23 protein-coding genes are annotated in these 23242 nt (G+C 27.3%); 2 read left to right on the top strand and 21 right to left on the bottom strand.

Annotation, left to right across the window (positions count from 1 at the left end; genetic code table 11):
• Positions 1–56: 56 nt before the first annotated feature.
• The 17 genes from P4S50_RS01570 to P4S50_RS01490 all read right to left on the bottom strand — a co-directional run bounded on the left by P4S50_RS01570 (position 57) and on the right by P4S50_RS01490 (position 17465).
• Entirely contained in the window at positions 57–425 is a 369-nt protein-coding gene (locus P4S50_RS01570) for a hypothetical protein (RefSeq protein WP_277732759.1), read from the bottom strand.
• A gap of 70 nt (positions 426–495) precedes the next feature.
• On the bottom strand, positions 496–1593 hold the full coding sequence (locus P4S50_RS01565; protein WP_277732758.1) for a GerAB/ArcD/ProY family transporter: 1098 nt from the start codon (positions 1591–1593) through the stop codon (positions 496–498).
• Positions 1594–1786: 193 nt separating this feature from the next.
• Positions 1787–2158, bottom strand: a complete 372-nt coding sequence (locus tag P4S50_RS01560) for a hypothetical protein (RefSeq protein WP_277732757.1) — start codon at positions 2156–2158, stop codon at positions 1787–1789.
• A 211-nt stretch (positions 2159–2369) separates the two neighbouring features.
• On the bottom strand, positions 2370–2588 hold the full coding sequence (locus P4S50_RS01555) for a hypothetical protein (protein WP_277732756.1): 219 nt from the start codon (positions 2586–2588) through the stop codon (positions 2370–2372).
• 230 nt (positions 2589–2818) lie between these two features.
• Positions 2819–3412 carry a DUF1349 domain-containing protein gene (locus P4S50_RS01550; protein WP_277732755.1) on the bottom strand — a complete coding sequence of 198 codons (594 nt, stop codon included), beginning with the start codon at positions 3410–3412 and terminating at the stop codon, positions 2819–2821.
• Between the two features lie 561 nt (positions 3413–3973).
• A complete protein-coding gene (locus P4S50_RS01545; protein WP_277732754.1) occupies positions 3974–4966 on the bottom strand; it encodes a DUF2971 domain-containing protein in 993 nt (330 codons plus the stop codon).
• Positions 4967–5272: 306 nt separating this feature from the next.
• Positions 5273–5923, bottom strand: a complete 651-nt coding sequence (locus tag P4S50_RS01540; protein ID WP_277732753.1) for a GPW/gp25 family protein — start codon at positions 5921–5923, stop codon at positions 5273–5275.
• A 361-nt stretch (positions 5924–6284) separates the two neighbouring features.
• On the bottom strand, positions 6285–7298 hold the full coding sequence (locus P4S50_RS01535) for a copper amine oxidase N-terminal domain-containing protein (protein WP_277732752.1): 1014 nt from the start codon (positions 7296–7298) through the stop codon (positions 6285–6287).
• Between the two features lie 448 nt (positions 7299–7746).
• Complete coding sequence (locus tag P4S50_RS01530; RefSeq protein WP_277732751.1) at positions 7747–7959, bottom strand: hypothetical protein; 213 nt, start codon at positions 7957–7959, stop codon at positions 7747–7749.
• A 27-nt stretch (positions 7960–7986) separates the two neighbouring features.
• Positions 7987–8193, bottom strand: coding sequence for a hypothetical protein (locus P4S50_RS01525; RefSeq protein WP_277732750.1), 207 nt, complete (start codon positions 8191–8193; stop codon positions 7987–7989).
• 56 nt (positions 8194–8249) lie between these two features.
• Complete coding sequence (locus tag P4S50_RS01520; protein WP_277732749.1) at positions 8250–8459, bottom strand: hypothetical protein; 210 nt, start codon at positions 8457–8459, stop codon at positions 8250–8252.
• A 146-nt stretch (positions 8460–8605) separates the two neighbouring features.
• Positions 8606–9565, bottom strand: a complete 960-nt coding sequence (locus tag P4S50_RS01515) for a DUF2971 domain-containing protein (RefSeq protein ID WP_277732748.1) — start codon at positions 9563–9565, stop codon at positions 8606–8608.
• A gap of 481 nt (positions 9566–10046) precedes the next feature.
• The gene (locus P4S50_RS01510) at positions 10047–11369 is read right to left on the bottom strand and encodes an MFS transporter (protein ID WP_277732747.1); all 1323 of its coding nucleotides are present in this window, start codon (positions 11367–11369) and stop codon (positions 10047–10049) included.
• A gap of 213 nt (positions 11370–11582) precedes the next feature.
• Positions 11583–12179: an indolepyruvate oxidoreductase subunit beta gene (locus P4S50_RS01505; RefSeq protein WP_277732746.1), complete on the bottom strand. Its 597-nt coding sequence runs from the start codon at positions 12177–12179 to the stop codon at positions 11583–11585.
• A 1-nt stretch (position 12180) separates the two neighbouring features.
• Positions 12181–13956, bottom strand: coding sequence for an indolepyruvate ferredoxin oxidoreductase subunit alpha (gene iorA, locus P4S50_RS01500; protein WP_277732745.1), 1776 nt, complete (start codon positions 13954–13956; stop codon positions 12181–12183).
• Positions 13957–13974: 18 nt separating this feature from the next.
• Positions 13975–15087 (bottom strand): histidinol-phosphate transaminase, encoded by a 1113-nt coding sequence (gene hisC / locus P4S50_RS01495; protein ID WP_277732744.1) that lies wholly within the window; start codon positions 15085–15087, stop codon positions 13975–13977.
• Positions 15088–15425: 338 nt separating this feature from the next.
• Positions 15426–17465: a sigma-54 interaction domain-containing protein gene (locus P4S50_RS01490; RefSeq protein WP_277732743.1), complete on the bottom strand. Its 2040-nt coding sequence runs from the start codon at positions 17463–17465 to the stop codon at positions 15426–15428.
• Positions 17466–17584: 119 nt separating this feature from the next.
• On the opposite strand from P4S50_RS01490, the gene P4S50_RS20210 reads away from it, so the two are divergent.
• The gene (locus P4S50_RS20210) at positions 17585–18193 is read left to right on the top strand and encodes an accessory gene regulator B family protein (RefSeq protein ID WP_416390131.1); all 609 of its coding nucleotides are present in this window, start codon (positions 17585–17587) and stop codon (positions 18191–18193) included.
• Positions 18171–18329, top strand: coding sequence for an AgrD family cyclic lactone autoinducer peptide (locus P4S50_RS01485; RefSeq protein WP_277732742.1), 159 nt, complete (start codon positions 18171–18173; stop codon positions 18327–18329). Before P4S50_RS20210 ends, P4S50_RS01485 begins: the two co-directional genes overlap by 23 nt.
• A gap of 43 nt (positions 18330–18372) precedes the next feature.
• Here P4S50_RS01485 and P4S50_RS01480 read toward each other — a convergent pair whose 3' ends face one another.
• From P4S50_RS01480 to P4S50_RS01465, 4 genes are all read right to left on the bottom strand, one after another.
• Positions 18373–19704, bottom strand: coding sequence for an IS3 family transposase (locus tag P4S50_RS01480; RefSeq protein WP_277730718.1), 1332 nt, complete (start codon positions 19702–19704; stop codon positions 18373–18375).
• Positions 19705–19803: 99 nt separating this feature from the next.
• Positions 19804–20733: a sensor histidine kinase gene (locus P4S50_RS01475; RefSeq protein ID WP_277732741.1), complete on the bottom strand. Its 930-nt coding sequence runs from the start codon at positions 20731–20733 to the stop codon at positions 19804–19806.
• 334 nt (positions 20734–21067) lie between these two features.
• Positions 21068–21802, bottom strand: a complete 735-nt coding sequence (locus P4S50_RS01470) for a LytR/AlgR family response regulator transcription factor (protein ID WP_277732740.1) — start codon at positions 21800–21802, stop codon at positions 21068–21070.
• Between the two features lie 124 nt (positions 21803–21926).
• Positions 21927–23237, bottom strand: a complete 1311-nt coding sequence (locus P4S50_RS01465) for a radical SAM/SPASM domain-containing protein (protein WP_277732739.1) — start codon at positions 23235–23237, stop codon at positions 21927–21929.
• Between the last annotated feature and the right edge of the window lie 5 nt (positions 23238–23242).

The following is a 23242-nucleotide window of genomic DNA, read 5'->3' as shown; positions in this document are numbered from 1 at the left end:
TCCCGTAGCTTTACTATATCTTATTTTACTATTAATATATCTAAAAGTATATATTATTAGGTTAAGTAATAAAACTCACACTCACAAAACTCTAGGCTACAGCTTGATTGTTCATAATACAACTTTAGGTCTTTAACAATCTCTAAAACAATTTCTCTCCATTTATCTGAGTCAGAAAATACAGGATTACATATTCCACTTATCTCATAGGTAACTTCTCCACCTAATGGACACCCCCACTTTTCATGATATATAGTCTTTATTTCAGATATATTAGCCGAAACATATATTCCTCTTAATTCATAATACTTCTTACCTAATGACTGCCATTTCAAATACATATCTTCTTTATTTTCATGATTATTATTTTTATGAAAATGACCTTTATTAATCCCTATAATAGCTGTAAATTTTTGTGCTCTCAATTTATATCACCACACTTGACAAAATTCTGTTTATACGAAAGCTAAAACGTCATCTGAATTAAGTTTAACTTTATATATTTTGATTAATAAACAATCGTTTCTTCTTTATTTCAGCAGTAATAAGTATGATAATAGGTAAAATTACTAAAAAAGGAACGGCGTAATATGGGTATACTTCCACATTCCAGTCAACGTAATCCATAATACTATCAAATTCAAAATAAGACAGATTAATTATCAGCAAAGTAACAGGTGTTACTATGAATCTATAATCTTTATATTCAAATATCTTAGTAAATCCTCTACACGTAGCCAACAAATATATGCTAGATTTTATAAAACCTCCTAATATGAATATAATGGCTATTATTACTTCTAACCTTTGTAAAACGTCCCCTATACTTAATCGTGCAATAGCACTATAAGCAGGATAATGTAAGTTTTGAGCTAAAGCTACTCCTAAAATTAAAATAGTAGTTATAGAAGTTACAAGTACTATTAATCCTCCTATAAATAAACCTCGTATATAAACTTTATAAGAAGATGTTCCCATTTTAAAACCAGAAAAAGCCGCAGTAAATACTATTACCTCGCCAAAAGGAAATGTAAATGTAAAAAAAGCACCTTCCATGACTGGCTTCATACCTTTATATAACATGGGGTTTAAACTAATGATACCATTCTCAAAAATTGCTAATATTATTATAATCAATATACAAGCAATATATATAATTATGAAACATTCTCCCCATCTTCCGATTACTTCAATTCCTTCTTTTACCGACCAAATGCATAAAATACCAATAAGTATCATTGGTATAATTAAAGAAGTATCAGTCATAGACGTAATAGTAATAAATTGACTTATATTTCTTATAACCACCGCCATTATATCCAAGAAAAACCAAACATATAATATACTAATTCCCTTTCCAATGAATTTGCCAAAACAAATTTCAAGAATATCAAATAAATCTTTATCTTTAAAAATATAATGGAGGTGCGCATATATAAGTACCATAGGCAATGTGATAGATACTGATAGAATAATAGCTAGCCACAAATCTTGTTCAGCCTCTAATCCCCTTGTCATTATTGCAGAAGTCCCTGAGAAAAATAGAATCATGATACACACAGCCTGCTTACCAGATATGGCTTCCTTATTCACTATTTTTTCCTCCAAACTATAAACCATTATTATCTAAATTAGTATTTTATAGTTTTCCCGAATTAGTCAAATTTATGAAAGAATTCATCTAGTCTCTACACTCTTAATAACAACTGTACTTTTCATGATTTAGGGTATCTAAAAAATTATTCTAGTTTATATAGAACTTGTACTATCCATATAATATATATAACTATTTAACTTCCATATAATCTACAATTCCAAGTATAGTAAAGAATATAATAACTATTCCATATGGAATTAATTGACCTCTTTTTTTATCATCTGCGTATTTATATTGTATATAAAAATCTCTAAAACAAAAGGTTACAAAATAAATTTTGATAGCCAAATTTTCATATTCTTCATCTGCTATAAAAATGAAATATATTATACAGATAATATTAATAATATCCATGATTTTAGTGAACATATTTTTATTTTTTTCTAAAAAATCTCTATTCTTATAATTATCTTTTTTTGCTAAATAAAGAATTCTAATACTTATGTATATATTTAATACTGCAAATATAAAAATTAAAGTTTTATTTATAATTTGAATCATATCCTTTAAATCCCCCAAATTCCTATCCCATTATCATTTTTCTTGTTTTCTAAATATATTTAATCCTGATAAAACACAAGTTAAAAATAATAACAGCAATCTTAACCAATCCATTGTAACCCAAAAGTCACCCCCATTAACAACATTTGGACTTAAGTTATATTCATCTACAAAAATTCCTAAGTTCCAAAATAATTTTTCAAACTATATCTCAATCCTTTTTTACAATTAAATATATCCCTATAGCTAAACATATCCAAAAAAACACCTGAGAATTAATAGGCATATATTTATATGCATAAGCATCAGACCAATATTTGCCCGTAGTTTGATCTACATACCTTGCTAGATTTGCCAAAGATCTTTGTAAACTTATAGTCAAAATACTCATAGCAATAATAAATAATCCAATTACTTTTTGAAATTTCATTCTAAAATCCCCCAATTAAATTTATTTAAACTCTCAGTAATAACTATAGTTTAGAATATTGTTCAAATCTTCGAGTCATATATATCATTTAATTCACTTTTACAATAAGGACACTCTATTTCTACAATTAAAAAAATCATATAATTTTCTTAAGCGTAAAAAAATACAGTACTTATGCAATACTGTATTGATTAGATTTTTTAGAATAATACTAAAGAATGTTTTTTCTTTTATGCTTTATGCTCTTTCCATAGACACTCTGTCATCTTCATTTCAGTAAATGTAGCCTTAAAAGAATTTTTACTTGGTGAACATGCAAGTAATCCAAAATTAATTTCTTTTTCACCTTCAAACAAGTGAAAAATTCTCATCTGCTTAAAATTTATACCATCAAAAGAATTTTCAAGGCAGTAATCACTTTCTCGTCTGCTTAATCTATACCACATATATTTTACCGACTCACCTATATCTGTAGTTGCCCAATCAGAATATCCATGATTCGTTACAACACTTCCAAGCCATGCAGTATTATTATCATGAAATTCTATTCCCGCCTTTACCCAATTCTCACTATTTTGATAAATCACAACTCCACATTGATCAAACAATGCTGTAGTATTAAACTCCGTCTTTACTGTAAATGAAAAATATCTTTCATCTGTTGTAATATAAAGAACGTGAGCATTATCATTTCTAAATCCATAATAAGTCCTTTGCCAAAAATCAGTATTAGGATCTGTTGTAATCTCAACCCTATCATTTTCGATTGAATAGTTTTGAGGTTCAAAAAACCATTTTAAATCTTTTACATTAAATTCATACACAATAACATCTCCTTAAGATATGTACTATTATAAACTCATACATCACCTTTTATATTACCATAAAATGGGTATAATTTCTAAAATAAAAAAGATGATTAAATGAACATTACAAATTCATATATGGAACAGATTTAGAAAATTTAAATAATACACATTACTTGAATAATGAAGATAAGAAACTCTACTTAGATAAAATAAAATTATTATTATAGATTTAAGATTTATAAAAGGATACACCTCTAATACATTGCGTGTCCTTTATAGGAGTTATTTCTTTTTTGTATTTCTATTTTAAATATCTCAAATAACATCTGTGTCACCATACGAAATGTAACTTGAAATAGTTTATGATTCTATATGTACTATTTATCTAAAATCAAGATGTTATAAAACAGATGTTTTAAAGCGAGAAAAACAACTCTAAATAAACAAGTTATGCAAACATACATACTATTTATTTAGACTATAGTCTATGCAAACAGATTTCGTATATATCTAAATGTTTCACAATTTTCAACACATACTTTGCATCTCATGACAACTTTGGTTTAACTACACCTATTACTCCAGTAAAATTGGTTTTAGCTCAAAACGATTTGATTGCAGTTCCATTCTGTATAATAGTATTTCTTTTTTATCTACAATATCCATTATTCTCTTTTGATCCTTTTTAGAGCATCTCGACCCGAAATAGATTGCTTTTGGTTTAGGTACACAGTAACTAATACCTTCGTCTGTATGTGACGGTAAAATTGATTTATCAGGACATTGTTCAATTAATCTCCACTCAGCTTCATAGGCCCAACCCATAAACTTAGTCATTGCTAAATATTTATTTACTAAAGATTTGATTTGTTTACTTTTAACCAAATCAAATTTCCTATCAGTATATAATACAGGTTGAATTAAAGAATTTAAATAATTATCTAATCCTAATTGTTTAAAATCATATTCAATGCACAAACCTTTATTGTAATTAGCATAATGACTCCACATTATGATATCATTGTTTTTTTCGCTAAAACAACTTATAAAAGTATTCTGTTGCAAGCTCTTATTCAATTCTTTCCAACGATAGTTTTTTTCTTTATATATTTGATTAATTAACACTTCATTAATTTTATCAATATTTTCATGTAGCAACATGGATTCAGGATATTTATCAATACTATACTCAATTATAGATTTAGTCGATCTATCACATAATTTACTAATTTCCATAGTTATAAAATCTATATTTTTTCCTTCTTCTCGTAAGCGTTTTTTTATGTTTTCCAATAATGAATTTTTGAACAAATTTTCAACATTAAAAGTCTCTATTGTATAAGCACTATCATATGGATCATTAAATTTATCAGCTCTTGTTAACCACACTGCATTATTTTTCAAATTCCATTCGGTATATTCATCTATTTTGCAATATTTATATAGTGATTGCTGCATCTTATCATATTTCATCTTTTTGGCTTGTTCGATTCTTTTTTTAATTTCACAATAATCTTCGGTAACATTAAAAAACATTAATTCAGCATATTCTTCTTTCCACCTTTGCATATAACACGCTCCCAATATAATAATTACTATTCTTTTAAAGAATGATAATACTGGTATATCTGATGTCCTATAATAGTTAATCTCCCATTATAAACATTATTGCTAATTATAGATTTGATTACTAAGTAAAATTATACCATTATTTTCATCTGAAATATTTTCTAAACGCAAAAAATATCGAATAATACTAAAATATCACACAAGTATTGCATAAAAAAATAGACTCGTCTCCAAGTCCATACAATTTGATCTACTATTACTCTATTTAGATATAATCTGTAAAGGTGTGCTTTTATAATTTTATTACTATGTATTTAGATTAGCATTAGGTATTTTAATAAATAACGTATCTGCTTTACCATAAACCTTCATTTCTATAATTAAGTATTTTTTCTCTCTTTTAATACTATATATTTTTTCAATCCATTCTAGAAAATATTCTATAATTTGTTTAGCTAATTCCTCTGCTTGACGAAAAAATTCTGTATTATTATCTATCGTAAATAATGTATATTCTGTTCCATAATTAGTACCTTCATATATCTTGAACTTATTCTTTTCTGTATTAACAAATTTAATTAACATTATTTTAAATGACTCTATTCCTTGAACCATTTCGTTTTCAATTTCTAAAGTTTCCAAGTTAAATTTATAATTTATTGGATATGTTTCAATTGATTTAATTGCCTTAGTATTTATAATCGGAGTAGAAGGTTTCCATTCGAAAATATTTCTTATTTTATTTATATTTTCTTTAATACTTTTTAATAATTCCTTGAAATCATTTAACGAATATATTATAGTTGCGATAAAAAAAAGTGATATCATATAAATTGGATTTAAAGATAATTTTTTTGATACATTTGGATAAATAATAGGAACTAAACCACATCCTATAACAAGTAAAAAACGTATTATTAAACGTATAGTTAAAAAAAATACTCTTATTTTGTTCATTTGAACACCTCTTTATGGAATAATATTCTAATTATTATACTATAAAAAATAGACTCTTATCTAAACCTATCCGATTTAATCTATATCTTCCTTACAATAAATTCACTATGTTTTTTCTATTATTACAATCATTTCACTATAAATTAATCTTTATTTTACAATGAAAATACAAAAAAGACCCTTAACTAGTCCCTAAAAACATATTTAAGGATTAATTAAAAGATACGTCTATGAACTTAATTATATTTAGTTTCACTTAAAATAATAAAGAAAGATAATTGATTAAATTACCTTTCTTTGTTCAAATATCAATATGTATAGTTATCCTACCACACAGCAACACAATTTCTATTTTGTTAAACTATACACTTACTATAATAGGGTCTTTGTTATCTATATGTATAGTTCTTTTGTATTTTTGCCAAGTTACATTTACTCCTAGGTGTTTACAAATAAATTCAATAGGAACATAAACAACATTATTAATAATCTTAATATTTGTATTCATTTTTATATCTTTTCTTTCAATATACGCGCTATTACATTCTACTTTTAGGAATATACTTTTACTTTCTTTTTTTATTTCAATAATTTGATCAGATATCTCTCTTACAGTTGCTCCTAAAGCATCAGTAAACAATTGTATAGGTACTAAAACAGTCTTATCATTTTCATCATAATAAGCTTTTGCATTTTCAAAAACTACAATATTATTATTTATTTTTATTTTTACTTCTTTATTATTTATTTCTGTTTCTTTTTTTTGTATAAATTTCTCACATTCACTTATTAAAGTAAAAAATAATATATACGTATTAAAAATATCATTACCTATCAGTTCAAAACAATCAGTTGCACCATTAACTGTAGATGGTTCCATATGTATATATTTAGAAATAGTAAGATATATGAAGACTATCAATGCTATTAATATCATTGATATAATTGTAATATCCTTGGCTTCTGCATCATTTGAACTCTTCATATTTATAAACCTAAAAATATTTAGAAACCGTTTTTGATATACAGCTAATAATATACAAACTATAGAAAAAATATATGTCAAAATAGGATTTTCTAACACATTAGTTTCAGTCAATACGGTATATCCAAATATAGTCACAGCTGAGTAATTCAGAACAGAGACAAATATGTATTCATATTTTTTATTTCTAAAAAATTTAAAAGAAATCCATGAAATTACGATATTAAAAATAATTAAAATAATTATTTTTATATTATTGTCACATGGATATAAACAAATCAATCCTGATAATCCAATTTGAATTATAGATAATAGAATTAAATATTGTTTAAATTTAAAAATTAACACTGCTACTATTACTATTACTACTCCCGAAATTATAACATTCATATATTACTATTGTCCCCCTTTGTAATGACTCTTAATTTTAATGATGTATTTATATCGTTAAAATTTTCTAAAAACAGTTATTTACTATATTTTTATAAGTATCAATTAATAACACTTAGTGTTAAAGTAATAAAAACGCCTGTAATCATTTACATATTTCTCCAATTCGCTATATATTTCATAAAAATAATAGCATTCAAAAAACTTCTAATAATGTACGCTGTCGTATAAAACCTAAACTAATCTTAAAACTAGTCTTTAAGGATTAATGAAGGGGTATAGCAATCACCGTAACCCTTAATTTATAGAACTTCAAGGTATCTGATATTGATCTCTTTAAAAAAGTTCTATAAATGGTTTTTATCATAAATATTGAATACATCTCATATATAGTAGAGCAAGAGAATACAAAAAATAATCAAAGTAACAGTTCTTCTATATTTTCTATTTATTCCATTTGTCGCTTAATATCAGGGAAATCCGCTTCTGTTATACTAGATAATAATTTAGAATTTATATCCTTCATTTTTTTAGCATAGCTACATACTTTCCCTATATTTTCTAAATATTTTTTATTCTCTTCATTTAATTGAACTATTAAATATGCTTGTTTTTCTGATGCCTCTTGTTGTTTAGTTAACAGCTTTAATTGGCTATTCAATGAATCTTGTTGTGTTTTTAATATAGATTATTGTTCTTTTAATATATCTTCTTGTTCATCTAATATAATTTGTTGTTTATTTAATAAATTTTCTTGTTTATTCAATTCATTTTCCAAATTTTTCAAACATATTTTTTCACGATTATTTTTTATGTTATTCACTATATTTGCCAGAAAAACCACTAGTAATCCAGATAAAGTTATAGCAATAAAATCTATACTAATTTTTTGCAAATAATCTTTCTTAATATAAGGTCCTAGTATAATAATACCTAATCCTAAAAAATATATTATTTTTCATATCTATCTCCACTAGAAAATAAATCAGATACTGTTAATAATAAAATTCCCAATCCTATCAAATTAGCTTCATTTTGAGAAATATCCAACATCTTGAAGTGATAAAGAATAAAAATAGAAGAAAATATACAAGTAAAACAAATGTCATGAAAAAAATTATCATAATAGATAGATTTTAAAAAATCTTTTTCAAAAAACATACTACCTACCAGAATGTAATATATATATAAATATTTTTAGAAACCTTCTATATTATACCAAAAATCAAATGCAACACAACTATACCTAAAATTCGTATTTAAAAACTAATTAAAAGATGCTTAACTACATGTGTTGAATAACCTATTTAATCTAATAATATTGGCTCTAACTTAAATTGGTATTTTGACATTTCCATTTTATATAATGGTATATTCTTACTTTGTGCAATAAGCTTAACTTTTTTAATATTTTCTTCAGAAGCTCTAGCCCCAAGATAAATTGCGTTCGCTTTTGGTGAATTATAAGACGTAGCATTTTTTAAAACACCACTTCCTATAATTAAACGCCATTCTTTTTCATATGACCATTCTTGCGATTTATTAATAGCTGCATATTGATTAAATAAAATATTCGTTTTTTCTTTTTGTGAAGAAGGCATTAGATATTCTGTAGCATCAAAAAGATTATTGTTGTAAATCACAGGATAAAGCATTCTAGTTCTAACGTCACTATTTCCTAATCTTTTAAAATCATATTCAATACAAAATCCTTCATGATTTGCTGCATAATGGCTCCACATTAATATTGAATCCTTAACTTCACTAAAACACGCAATATACATAAGTGATTTAAATGAACTATCACAATCAGCTATGAGTTTATCTAATTGTTTTTGAATTACGGATTTAAGTATTTTTGATGCTTCTTCCTTTTTGTCATGAGGTATTTCAGGACTATTATTTACAACAAATCTAAATAAGTCATCTTGCGTATAATCTGGATTGTTAATTATATTCATTTCTTTCTGCGATACTGATTTATTTTTTTTGAGAGTTTCAATAAAATTTTTTTTAGTATTATCAAAAAACCTATTTTGCAAATTTAAGGTTAAGGCAGAGTCATATGGATCATTAAAATCCATTGGACTTGATAACCAAACACTATCAGAAGCAAGATTATCAAGATTATGTCCTTTTTCATCAAATGTTCGATATCTAAATAATGATTTTGGTATATTTTTATATTTTAGATCTATTGCTCCGCATATATCGGTATCCTCTATATTAATCGCAAACATTTTTTTTATAAATTCTTTTTTCCACATTTTTATACCTCTCTACTATTTTAATATCATTTAATTCCATATAAATACTACTAAATTATAACATGAATTTGAAAAAAACAATCAATATATATTCATATATTTTACAATTTTAGATTAAAATGTTATAACTTCGTATAATGTACGTTATCAATAATTTTTTACCGTGTAAACAACCTTTCTTTATCTTCTCAATGTGTAGAAGCTAAATAACCCATTAACTTTTATATTTATATATGTTTTTCAACTAATTAGGTAACTAAAAATAACGCGTATTAAAATGTTAGCTACTTTTTGATTAATATTTTACTATAAAACTCAGATTGTGATGTTTGAATATCCGTTAAGAAAGTTCGTTGTCTGACCAACGGGAGTTTAGAACTTTTAGGATTTTCAATAAGTCACAATCTCTAGTTTTATCAAAATATTAATTAAGTAGCGGTATTTTAATGCGCGTTATTTTTCTCTTAACCACCAAATTTAATTACTTAGAATATATATTCCTACAATTAGTCTCTTTAACCAAGAATACAAATACATACCCTACAAGAGCACTCAAAAAGCAGAACATAAATGCCTTACTATAAAGCTCAACACTACCTAAAGTAGCTGAATACTTATCAAACACGCCTCCAAGTATAGATGGCATAATAGCAGCTCCAAATATCCCTCCAATATTAACAATAGAAGTTGATATACCCGCTATCTCTGGTGGGTTCACCTCTTTTGCACAAGCCCATCCAAGTACAAACGTAGAACAAGTAAAACCTAGTATAAACAGCACAATCTTTAATACACTAGTATCGATTCTTCCACCAAAAACAATAATCCCCCAACAAAGTAGATAAACACTTCCAAATATCATCATAGGAGTCTTTCTCTTTCTCATCTTATCAGAAATAACCCCAATAAATATACTTCCAATAGCTAGTCCAAAAACAGGAAATATCATATAATTAGAAGCCTGTATCTTAGACACATTATATACATCAGCTATATATCCATTTCCCCAAGCTCCAGTCAATGAAACAAAAGCACCAAAGAATCCTGCAAATATAAAGAATCCTGGCCAAGTTCCTGGATTAAGTACAACCTGTATAACTGCCTTTTTCATATTTATCTTAGGTCTATCAACATTCTTTATATCCTTACCTTCAATCTCTGCTATAGACGGATATCCCATATCTTTAGGATCATTTCTAACTATCACATAACAAAGAACACTTATTATTATAGAAAAAACACCCATAACAACGAATGAACTTCTCCAAGTTATCGCTGCAACAAGTAGAGCAAGAGGAGTTTGAGCTATTATTCCGCCTAAATTCCCTGCAAAAGAAGTAATACCAGACATTATTCCAAATTCACTTTCCTTAAACCAAACAGACTGTATCTTAAGTATAGGTACGAATACAACAGATACACCAATCCCTACAAGCAATCTTCCTACAAATGCTAGAGATATAGTAGGCGCCATTCCAAACACAATAGATCCTATTCCAGATAATAATACTCCTATAGAAACAGTCTTTCTAGCACCTAATGAATCTGCTAACATCCCAGCTGGAATTTGCATTATCATATAAGCGTAAAAATACATAGCTCCTAAATTTGCAAACGTGGTACCAGAAATATTAAACTCATTTATCAGATCATCCTTAACAACCCCAGGTGCTAATCTATGAAAAAATACTATAATATATGCAAACGCAAGTACTCCCCATACAATCCACCTGTATTTCATCATTTTGTCTACCTTGCTTTTATCCAAAACATCACAAGTTTTTGCTTCATTAAAGCTTGCCATATAAAAGCTCCTCTCTATTTTGTCTGTATATAAATAAATTGTGTGGCTTTTTTTAAACCACACAATTTATATCTTACTTACTATTAATTATTAAATTCTCAACCTATGGATAATGTTGATTAAATAACTAAATTTACAACTACTTTGAGCAACGGAGCCCGTAGGACTCGTTGGCGACATGAGCCATGAGATAGCATGAAGCGAATTTTTATTCTATAATGCTTTTTCTTTTACTCCGCTCTCAAGACCTTTCTTAACAGCCTTCATATTTAACTCTACAAACTTCTCTTTAACATTATCTTTTAATGCCTTATCCCAATTTATCTCTTCAATTCCCAGTGACTTAATAAGTCCACCAAGCATTATTATATTTTGAGCCTTTATATTTCCAAGTGCTATAGCTTCATTAGCTGCATCTATAACTGTTATATCCTCATATTTTGCTTCCATCTTTTCAATTATATTTTCTGGATATGCTTCTTTTCCAGATAAAACAGTTGCTGATGGAATAGCGTAATCGTTTATTACAATCTTTCCACCTGGCTTTAAATACTCTAACCATCTTAAAGCCTCTACTCTTTCAAATGCTACTATTATATCAGCTTGACCTTTTCCGATTATAGGTGAATATACTTTTTCTCCATATCTTACTTGAGTTGTAACACTTCCACCTCTTTGTGCCATACCATGAACCTCAGACATCTTAACATCATAGCCTGAATCTATTAATCCGCTTGATAATACCTTTGAAGCTAGTATTATTCCTTGTCCCCCAACACCTACTAATAAAACGTTTTTTACATTACACATATTATTCACCAACCTTTTCTATAGCATCAAATGGACATACTTGAGCACATACACTACATCCAACACACATAGTTTTATCTATCTTAGCAACCTCATCAAATGATATTGCTGGACATCCTGATTTTAAGCACATCTTACACTGCTTACACTTATCTTCTTTAACCTCATAAGTCTTAGGTGTACAATCAAATCTCTCTTTATCTTCTTTAGAGAATTTTTTAAGTGCACAAGGCCATTGAGTTATTATTACTGATGGCTCATCAGATGCAAGAGCTTTATTTAAAGCTTCCTCATTAGCATTTAAATCAAGAGGATTTACAACAATTATATTCTTAACCCCTATAGCCTTACATACACTTGGGATATCTATTTGATTAGTTTCTTCTCCCATTAAAGTATATCCTGTTCCTGGATTTTGTTGGTGTCCTGTCATACCAGTTATTCTATTATCTAATATTACAGTTATTGAATTACCTTTATTGTACATAACATCTACTAAACTTAATATTCCTGTATGGAAGAAAGTTGAGTCTCCTATAACACTTACTACTCTCTTATCTACATTATGGAAATTAAATGCTTTTTGAGCTCCATGGCCTGCACTTATAGATGCTCCCATACAAATACATGTATCCATAGCATTAAGTGGTTCTGCTGAACCTAGAGTATAACATCCTATATCTCCTGTAATCATTACATTCTTTTTCTTAGATAAAGTATAGAAGAATCCTCTATGTGGACATCCTGCACATAATGTTGGAGGTCTACCTATTACATCTTCCTTAAGCTCTGCAACAGCAGCTGCTACTTCACCTTCTGTACCTAAAAGAGCACTCGCTATTATATCAGGATTTAACTCTCCTAAATTAGATATTTTCTCTTTTCCTATACAATCAATTCCTCTAGCCTTTATTTGTTCTTCTATATATGGTTCTAACTCTTCTATTACATATAAAGTTTCTACTTGTTTAGCAAAATCTTCTATTTTTGCAAATGGAAGTGGATGAGTAAATCCTAATTTAAGATAAGAAACATTATCTCCAAACACCTCTTTAGCATATTGATAAGATATACCTGAAGTTATAACTCCCACTTTTTTATCGTTCCACTCTACTTGATTTAAACGAGTTTCATTACTGAACTCTTCCATTTTCTTTAATTTATCTTCAACTACAACATGTAACTTTCTACCATTACCTGGAGTTGCTACAAACTTAGCTATATTTTTTTCGTACTTTTTGATTCCTACTTCTTCTCTATCACTAAATTCAACTAAAGTTTTAGAATGACATATTCTAGTTGTTACTCTATATAAAACAGGTACATCAAATTTTTCTGATATTTCCATAGCATCCTTCATAAAATCCTTTGCCTCTTGTGAATCACTAGGCTCTATCATTGCAATCTTAGCAAACTTAGCATAATATCTGTTGTCCTGCTCATTTTGAGATGAATGCATTCCTGGATCATCTGCAGATACTAATACCATTCCTCCATTAACACCAGTGTAACCAAAAGTCATTAGAGGATCTGCTGCAACGTTAACTCCAACATGCTTCATAGCAGCTAAAGATCTAGCTCCTGCTATAGATGATCCTATAGCGACTTCAAGTGCTACTTTTTCATTTGGAGCCCATTCAGAATATATATCTTTATATAAAGCTATATTTTCAAGTACCTCAGTAGATGGAGTTCCTGGATAAGCACAAGCTATACTTCCACCTGCTTCATAAAATCCTCTAGCAATAGCTTCATTACCTGTCATAAGTTTTTTCATTATAAATTTCCCCCTTATTTAAGCATGTATTTTATTATCTTCTAATACTTCTTGTAATGCATCTATGAATTTTTGAATTTGGTCTTTAGTTCCTGTACTTACTCTTAACCAGTCTTTACAATTCCAAAGATATCCTGGTCTTACTATTATTCCTTTTTTAAGTAATTCTTCAAATACTAACTTTGAATCAAGTCCAACATTTACGAATACAAAATTTGCATTAGACTTTATATATTCCATGTTGTTTTCTTCAAAGTATTTTTCCATCATGCTCATGCACTCATAATTAAGCTTGACAGTTTTATCTATATGAGCAGGATCACCTAAAGCTCCAATTCCTGCAGCTTGAGCTAATCTATTAACGTGAAATACCATTTTCATCTTATTCATAGCACTAGTTATTTCACTTGATGTAAGCAAATATCCAACTCTCACAGATGCAATTCCAGCAACCTTTGAGAATGTTCTAAGTATAATAGTATTTGGTCTATTTCTTAATATCTCTAAAGAATCTGGATACTTATCATTCTTTATAGCATATTCATAATAAGCTTCATCAAATACCAAAACTACATTTTCTGGAGTATTTTTTACTAAATAATCAACATCATCTTTAGTCATTATATTTCCAGTAGGATTGTTTGGATTACATACATAAATTAATTTTGTTTTATCATTGATCTTTTCAACGAATTTCTCAAAATCATGCTTATAATCTTTAAGTTCTATTTGGTGAGCAACTCCCCCCATAAAAAGAACCTCACTGGCATATTTTCCAAATGTAGGATTAGCCATTATAGCTTCATCACCTTCATTTATAAAAGTTTGAGCTATTATCTTTAGAAGTTCTTCCCCACCATTTCCTACAACTATATTTTCATGCTTTAGATTATATCTTTTGCATAATCCATCTTTTAGCTTAGTACAATTAGGATCTGGATATATATGTATACTATCTAATTCCTTTTTTATTTCCTCAACAGCTTTAGGAGATGGACCTAATGGATTTTCATTAGATGCAAGTTTCTCAATATCTTCAATACCTAATTCCTTCTTTAATTCATCTACAGACTTCCCAGGTATATACGGCTTTATGGAAGCTACTTCTTTTCTGAACAGATTTTCACTCATAATCTCAACCCCTCTATATTAAAAATGTATTAATTAACTTTAATCAATAATTCCTTACCAAGATGTCTTAAATATAATTTTGTAGAATATTAAGAATTATCTTTATATTAAGCAAGTTCCATGCCACTTTATTATTCACATAAAATTGTCTCTTTTTGTAAATAAAATTGACTTAATGTTAAAGTCTGACTAGGTCATTTAATTACTCGTAATATACTGATTTGCTCATAATGCAGGAAAACGTTATTTAATTGTCAATATAATCTATAAATTTAAATTACTGTATTTTTAAATTGACAAAGTAAAAACGGGTTAAATGGTATTATTATTAATACCATTTAACCCATTCCTAAGTGTTCAACAACTTTGATTCCATATTTAGTTATATTAGTTCCACGCCTACCTTTATTTATATCTACCATCATAAATTTTTCAAGATTTATAAGTATAAGTCGTATTTCTTGTTCGCTTATAAATATCCCTTCGTTTTTAGCTTTATTATATAAGGTTCTTCTTCCAAGTCTTTTTTCATTTTTATAACCTTCTTCAAGTTGTTTTAATATGAATACATACTTGTACTCATCTTTTCCAACATCTTCTCTAAATTTATCTAACAGTTCTTTTTCATGAAAGTTAAATACTATTGAATTCAAATTTTCTTCTTTAAACGGCAAATCATCTATATCTATAGAATCAGTTCCTATATTAGAAAAATACTCTATATAGTTTTTTAATTCTCTTATATTACCTCTCCAAGTGTGATCTATAAGTTGTTCTTTAGCTCTACTAGTTAAATTAAAATTGTATCCTGATTTTCTTTTCATTTCATTCATTATAATCAATATATCTTCTTTTCTATTTCTAAGAGCTGGGATTTTCAAAGGCAGTACATTAAGTCTATAATATAAGTCTTCTCTAAAATCTCCTTTTTTAACCATTTCCTTTAAGTTTCTATTAGTAGCAGCTATAAGTCTTATATTTACTTTTATAAGCCTATCTCCACCAATCCTCATAACTTCTCTTTCCTGTAACACCCTAAGTAATCTTTTTTGTAAGTTGATAGGCATTTCACCTATTTCATCTAGAAATAAGGTTCCATTATGTGCAAGTTCAAATAGCCCTGGTTTTCCACCTTTTCTAGCTCCTGTAAAAGCCCCTTCTTCATATCCAAATAATTCACTCTCAAGCAAGCTCTCAGGAAAAGCTCCACAGTTAATAGCTACAAATTGATAATTTTTTTTATAAGAATTATTATGTATAGCTTGTGCAAATAGTTCTTTACCGGTTCCACTCTCTCCACTTATAAGTATTGATGAATCTGACTTAGACATTCTAATTGCTATATCCTTTGTTTTAGTTATAATATCACTTTTTCCAATTATATCATCAAATCTATACTTAGCCTTATGACCCTTACCTATTAATTGAGCTCTTAATTTATGCTGCTTTATTTCTGTATCACTAAATCTTTTTAGTATAGCTATCGCTCCATACTGTTTATTAGAATGTATTATAGGATGAATAGATACTACTACATCGTACCCATTTACCTTTATAAGTTTCTCTTTTATAGGTTTTAACATTTTTATAGAATACTGAAACGGTATAGTAGACAAAGTTTCAGTTATATATTTTCCTACTATTGCTTCACTTTTATATCCTATAATACTTTGTGCATTTTTGTTACAAGAATATATTTGTCCATTTGAATCGACTCCTATTATTCCATCATCTGCAACTTGACGTAATATATCCAGCTGACTTTCAAATTGGTTAGTTCTTCCCATAACATTAGAAAGACCTACATCCTTAGTAACTATTTCTTTATAACTTCTTTTTATATCTTGTCTTTGTAATATTTCTACTAAATTTAACTTTACACCTATATCTATAATAGTACTTATATCTAGTAACGTATTTCCTATATTTATAGTATTGTAACCTCTATTTTCGTAATCTTTAAATACTATAAGCTCGCTATCTTCTATATCTTTTTTTATACTTTCGCATATTGGTATAAGTTCTATATGTCTAATCCCAAGTTGGTACATTACACAGGTCATTTGAAGTGCCATTTGATAATTATGGTCTAACAAATATACCTTGCTTCCTGACTTTATATTCATAATTTTTTCAAATGCAGCTTTTGTTATAGTCCTATTTGCTATTACCAATTCAGCTTTATTCTTTATATGTTTTTTTATAGTTTCAAATACATTATACGATGGTACTAGAACTACATCAGAATTTATCTCTGCATTTATTTCATCAACACAAAACTTTTCAATTTCTATATTTTGTGAGAATAAACTTTTTATCTGTTCATAGTAAGTATTTATTTCTGATAAGGTATAGCTTATTATGCTGATTTTTTTCATTAAAATCACCTTTTCTTGAGTATTTAAGTTATCATATATACATTTCACGTCATTTGCATTGAAATATTTACCTTTATTATATTATAATTTACTTATCAAAATAAAGTTAGGTGTTTATTATGAATATTTCAAAAAAACTTAGTGTCTTTATATTAAACTGTATAAAACCCTATGTAAGTTCTATATCACAAGATGATTTTGAAATAGCTCAATATGGTATAGAAGTTTTTTGTATGAATTTGTGCAAAATCCCTATAATATTTCTTCTAGCATACCTTTTTAATATATTAGATTATTCTATATTAGTTTATATATTGTTTGGGTTAATTCGAAATTATACTTGGGGAATTCATATGAGAACTAGTTTAACGTGTTTGATTCTGACCTGTGTATGTTTCTTCGGAGTAGTATTTTTGTCTAAAGCACTTATATTACATATTGCAATTAAATTTTTTATTTCTTTAATCTGTATTTATATACTATATAAATATGCTCCAGCCGATACAGAAGAACGACCTTGTTTAAGTGAAAAAATTCGAAAATCAAATAAATCGAAAGCTCTTACTTTAGGATTCATATATATATTAGCATCATTTATTGTCTATAATAGAGTAATTTCTAATATGTTTTTACTATCATTATTTATTCAATGTTTAATGATTTCTCCAATTACATATAAAATATTTAAAAGGAGGTATAACAATTATGAATACTACGAGCAATATTAAATCATCAATTTCCAAATATATTCTTAAATTGGCTGTTTCATCTGCAATGTCTGCAAATTCAGCATCTAGACATGGTATGTTTGAAGAACCTAAAGCTCCAGAATGCCTTTTAAAAAGATTAAAAAAAGAGGACTAAATTTTAAAATGGACCCTTTGTCAAGGACATTATAAAAAAAGGGTTAAGCTGCATTCAAAAGATGATTTCTAAATTGTTTAGGAGTCATCTTTTTTAATCCCCATTGACATCTATAATTATTATAGTAATCCATGTAATTATCAACTTTATTAATTACTTCTTCAAGTGTAGAACATGTTTTGAAATCTACTTCATCCTTCATATGACCAAAGAAGGATTCTTGAGGTGCATTATCCCAGCAGTTACCACGTCTAGACATGGATTGTCCTAGATTATGGCTTTTTAGTAATTTTTGGAATTTAGGGCTTGTATAGTGGACCCCTTGGTCAGAATGGATAAAAGCTTCATCATGTAAATCAGCTTTATGTGTATTAACTAATTTTTTAATTGTAATTGTAGCTATATCTAAAGTAATTCGATCAGATACATGATATGCTAGAATATCGTTACTAGAGCTATCTTTGATAGCTGATAAATATGCCATTTTATTTATCCCGTAAGGGATGTATGTGATATCAGTAAGTAGCACCTTGCCAGGAATACCCTGTTTGAAATTTCTCTGTAGCAGATTAGGTACTACTCTATGTTCTTTTGTCGCTTTGGCTATTCTTCTATACGGATTGGCTTTTCTTATAGGACATACTATACTGTATTTTCGCATAATCCTTTGGATTTTTTTTCTACTGTATATAATACCAAACTCATTTTCTAGTGTCATTTTAATTGATCTAGAACCTTTCTTATAACCTCTATAATTATAAGCCTTTAATATAATATCTCTAGCTTTTAAATCTTCATTCTCCCTTATAGTTCTAGAAGGTGCTGTCTTTAAATAATGATAATAACCTGAACGTGAAACCCCTAAAATTGAGCAGCAATAAGAAACTGTGCCTGAATAATCTTTTTTAGACACAGTCTTTAAAATTAACTCATATACTTCATTATTTGTTAGATTTACGCAGTTGTTTACCAGCCTCCTTTCTGTCACGTCGAGCTTTTTTAGCAATTCTAATTGTTCCTCAAGCAGTTTTATTTTAGCTTCTTGTTTGCTAATAATATCGTCCTTTGAAACTGGAGCATTACTTGGTCTGCCTGAATTCACTCTTCTAGTATCACTTAATCCTATAATTCCATCTTTCTTGTACGCTTTTATCCATCTGGCTGCCGCCTGTTCATAGCGCTTGACACCAAGTATTTCAACGTCAAATCCAGCATCAATGAAAATAGTTCGTGGTGTGCTTCCTCTTAAATACTCCTCAATAAACATTATTTTAAACTCGTCAGAGTATGTTATTGACTTCTCGCTAACGCGCTTTACATAAGGGTTCTTATTTAATCTTTCAATATTGTCTTTTGAAAATGTAATTTTACTCATACTAAAGGCCTCCATATTCAATGATAATTATACACAAAAAAGTACCTATAAACTAGACACTCTTTTTTATGTGTCCAATCTATAGGTACCATTTTATTTTTAGTTCTCTTTTTTTAATATAGATAATTCTTGATTGAATAATCTATCTTTTATAAATGTATTCATTTGAATATTTTTATATTTTATATCATTTAATTTTCTTACTATATTAAGACCCAATCCCCTAGATTCCCCTTTAGTAGAATATCCATTCTTAAATATATCGTGTATTTTAGGTTCTAATTCGAATGAATTAGAAACTATTATATATACCTCATCATCATCATTATATATTCCTATATTTATAATTTTGTCTTTAGATTCTAAACTTGATTCTATAGCGTTGTCAATTAATATTCCTAGTATTTTGCAAATATCTATATCTTTTAATATAAAATCATCTATATAGTTTATTATATTTAGATTCAATTCAATTCCTAACAAGACTGCTCTTGAACACTTATTATTTATAAGACCTTTAACTGCTGTATTTTTTATATTACTAAGCTCATATATATTATTGTTGCTTATATGTCTATTGTTGATTAAATTTTCATAAAAATACATTTTAAGCCCCTCATAGTCATCCCCCTGAATAAACCCTTCCATAGATATTAATATATTCTTACAATCATGCTTGAATTCTTTTAAATTTTCAAGTGATTCTTCTATAGTATTTGAATATAATTCAATTTGCTTCTTTTGATTTTTCTCTATTTTTAGCTTGTTCAAAATATAAAATATAACATAGCTTACCAATATATAATTAAAGAAAATAATTCCAAACACTATAATATATTGATTTATATTGTTTTTTACATCTTTATAATAGTACATAATAGTTACAAATGTTATTAAAATAGATATATTGTATATCCAAAGTATATTTTCTGACTCCATCACTATATTTTCAAATTCTACAAATTTTATTTTTTTTAAAATATATACAGTCAAAAATACAGTCAATATTAAAGATAGTTCAAAAATCATCTCGCTTGATTTACTATCTAAGTTAAGCTTATTATATTGATAAAAGACATACCCCAGTATATTATCCCCTAGCCAATATATATAGAAAACGGTTACATATACAATAAAAAAGGAACATTTTTTTTTCGAGTAAAAAAAATATATAAATATACCTAATAAACTATAGTATACTGTTAATCGTATACTTTTGTTTGCATTATACATCAATATTGTATCTATTAAACTTATACAAAAAACCGTTGTTATTTCCGTTCCTAATTTAATATTTATATAATTCCCCAATTTTTTAAATGAAAAAACGAATGAATATGCAAAAATAAAGTTCATAAAAAAATCATATATGAACAGCATTTTCAATTAATCCTTTTGCATATTTTCTAGATAAAAGACTTTTTTGTCCATTCTTCATAACTATGTACATATCATTTTTAGAATTATTTATAACCTGTATATAATCCTTATTTAAAATGCAAGCTCTATGAGATCTATAAAACCTATCATCTAATTTTTTTTCTATTTCCTTAAGAGTTGTATAAAACTCATATTGCCCATTTAAAGTACTTACCCTTATTTTATGGTTCACTCCAGTCATTTCAAAATTAATTATTTCATCAAAATTAAGCACATAACTTCGGCTTCCACACTTAAAGTTTATTACATCTTTTTTCTTGTTACACAAATTCTCATATATTACATCTAAATTTTCTTCTAATTTAAATTTTATGTTTTCGCTTTTATCTATAAAATCTAATGCTTTAAGCTTATATTTAAATATGTACATCAGCATTATGGAGTGATTTGTCACAAAGATAATTTCTCCATTCTGATCATATTTTCTTATATTTTTTGCAAGCTCCATTCCGTTCGTTCCATTCTTAAGTTCTATATCGAGTATATAAACATTTTTTTTATCTAAATTGTTCTTTATGTATTCTATAACACCTTCCGATGAATCATTTATTAATCCTATGTTGAATTCATAATTTTTGTTTGATGCATAACTTTTTACTATACTTAAAATTTCATTCCTAATATCTTGATTGTCTTCACAAATTATAAAATTAATCATAATTCACCATCCTCATAATACAGTTTAAATATTGTATTCACTTATATTATAATAGTTCAAACCATATTATGTAAATATGTCTTTTGGAATGTTTTTTTGTTATAATTTGTTTTTTTCCTGTTTTTTATAATGAATTCTGATATGTATATGCTAAAATTTCCTTCATATTATACTTCCATTTTTCACAAGACAATTTTTTATTTTCCTTTTTATTGTAAGGACATCCTCCCATACATATAGGTAATAAATCGCATTCTACGCAATCTTCTTCATCAAAAGGATTTTGTGTAAGCCAATCTATCTGATTCATAACTTGATTTATATCATCATTTTCTTCTAATTCCTTAGTTATATTACCTACACTTTTCTCTTTTAATCCTATATCATTCCAACATTTATACATATCTCCCCAAGGGTCTATTACAAAAGCATTTATTTGATCTGCACAACAATAATTTGCTTTTATTCCTGGATAATAAGGGTAATCTTGTACTTCAAACTCTTTATCATTAAGAATTTTTTGTATATCAAGACTTGTAACTGCGTACTCTTCATTATTAAGACAACTTCCTGATACTGAACTACATGCTTGAGTATATGCTGTTACTTGTCCAAGTGTTATAGACAGTCCATTTAAATCATTTAATTTCAATATATCTAATAGTTCTTCAACTCTTGCAACATTAGTCTTGTCTATATTTATTCTTATATTTATATTGAATCCTTTTTCTTTCAATTTTTTAACATTATATAATATCTTATCAAAACTTCCTTTACCAGACTTTTGAATTCTTCTTTTATCATGAATTTCTTTAGGACCATCTATAGTTACTTGAATATTAGTTATTTTATATTTTATAAGGTTTTCTATAGTTTCATCATCAATTAAATAACCGTTAGATACTATAAATGAATAATAGTTAGCTCCATATTGTTCACACAAGTTCATAATCTTTTCAGATACATTCCATATTATATCTTTAGCAAGTAAAGGTTCTCCTCCATACCATGTTACTTGAACATTTTTTACAGTCTGTAATTGTTTTTCAACTCTATCAATTATACTCTGTTGTACTGCTTCATCCATAATATGAGTATCTGGTGTTTCATAGCAATAAGGACATTTAAAATTACAGTTAAGTGTAGGTGCAATAGTTATAGACAAACTATTATTTTCATACTTTCCTTTAAAATGTCTAAATTTTATTTGCTTTAACTCATCAACAGCATCATCTATTATGTAATTACCTTGTCTCATATTCTCTATTAACTCTTTTTTTTGTTCATTAACAGTGTCTATATCTATATTTTCTATATTCTCTAGAACATCGGAAAAATCTTGGTCTATTTCAGCCAAAGCACAGCTCATAGAATTAAATGCTAATTTTTTTCCATCTTTAACTTCAAAAATATAATTATAATTTGATTTTTTCATAATTC

The organism is Tepidibacter hydrothermalis (assembly GCF_029542625.1).
GTDB classification, from domain to species: Bacteria; Bacillota; Clostridia; order Peptostreptococcales; family Peptostreptococcaceae; genus Tepidibacter_A; species Tepidibacter_A hydrothermalis.
The sequence above is the reverse complement of the archived record's forward strand: the minus strand, read 5'-3'. Positions and strand labels throughout refer to the sequence as shown.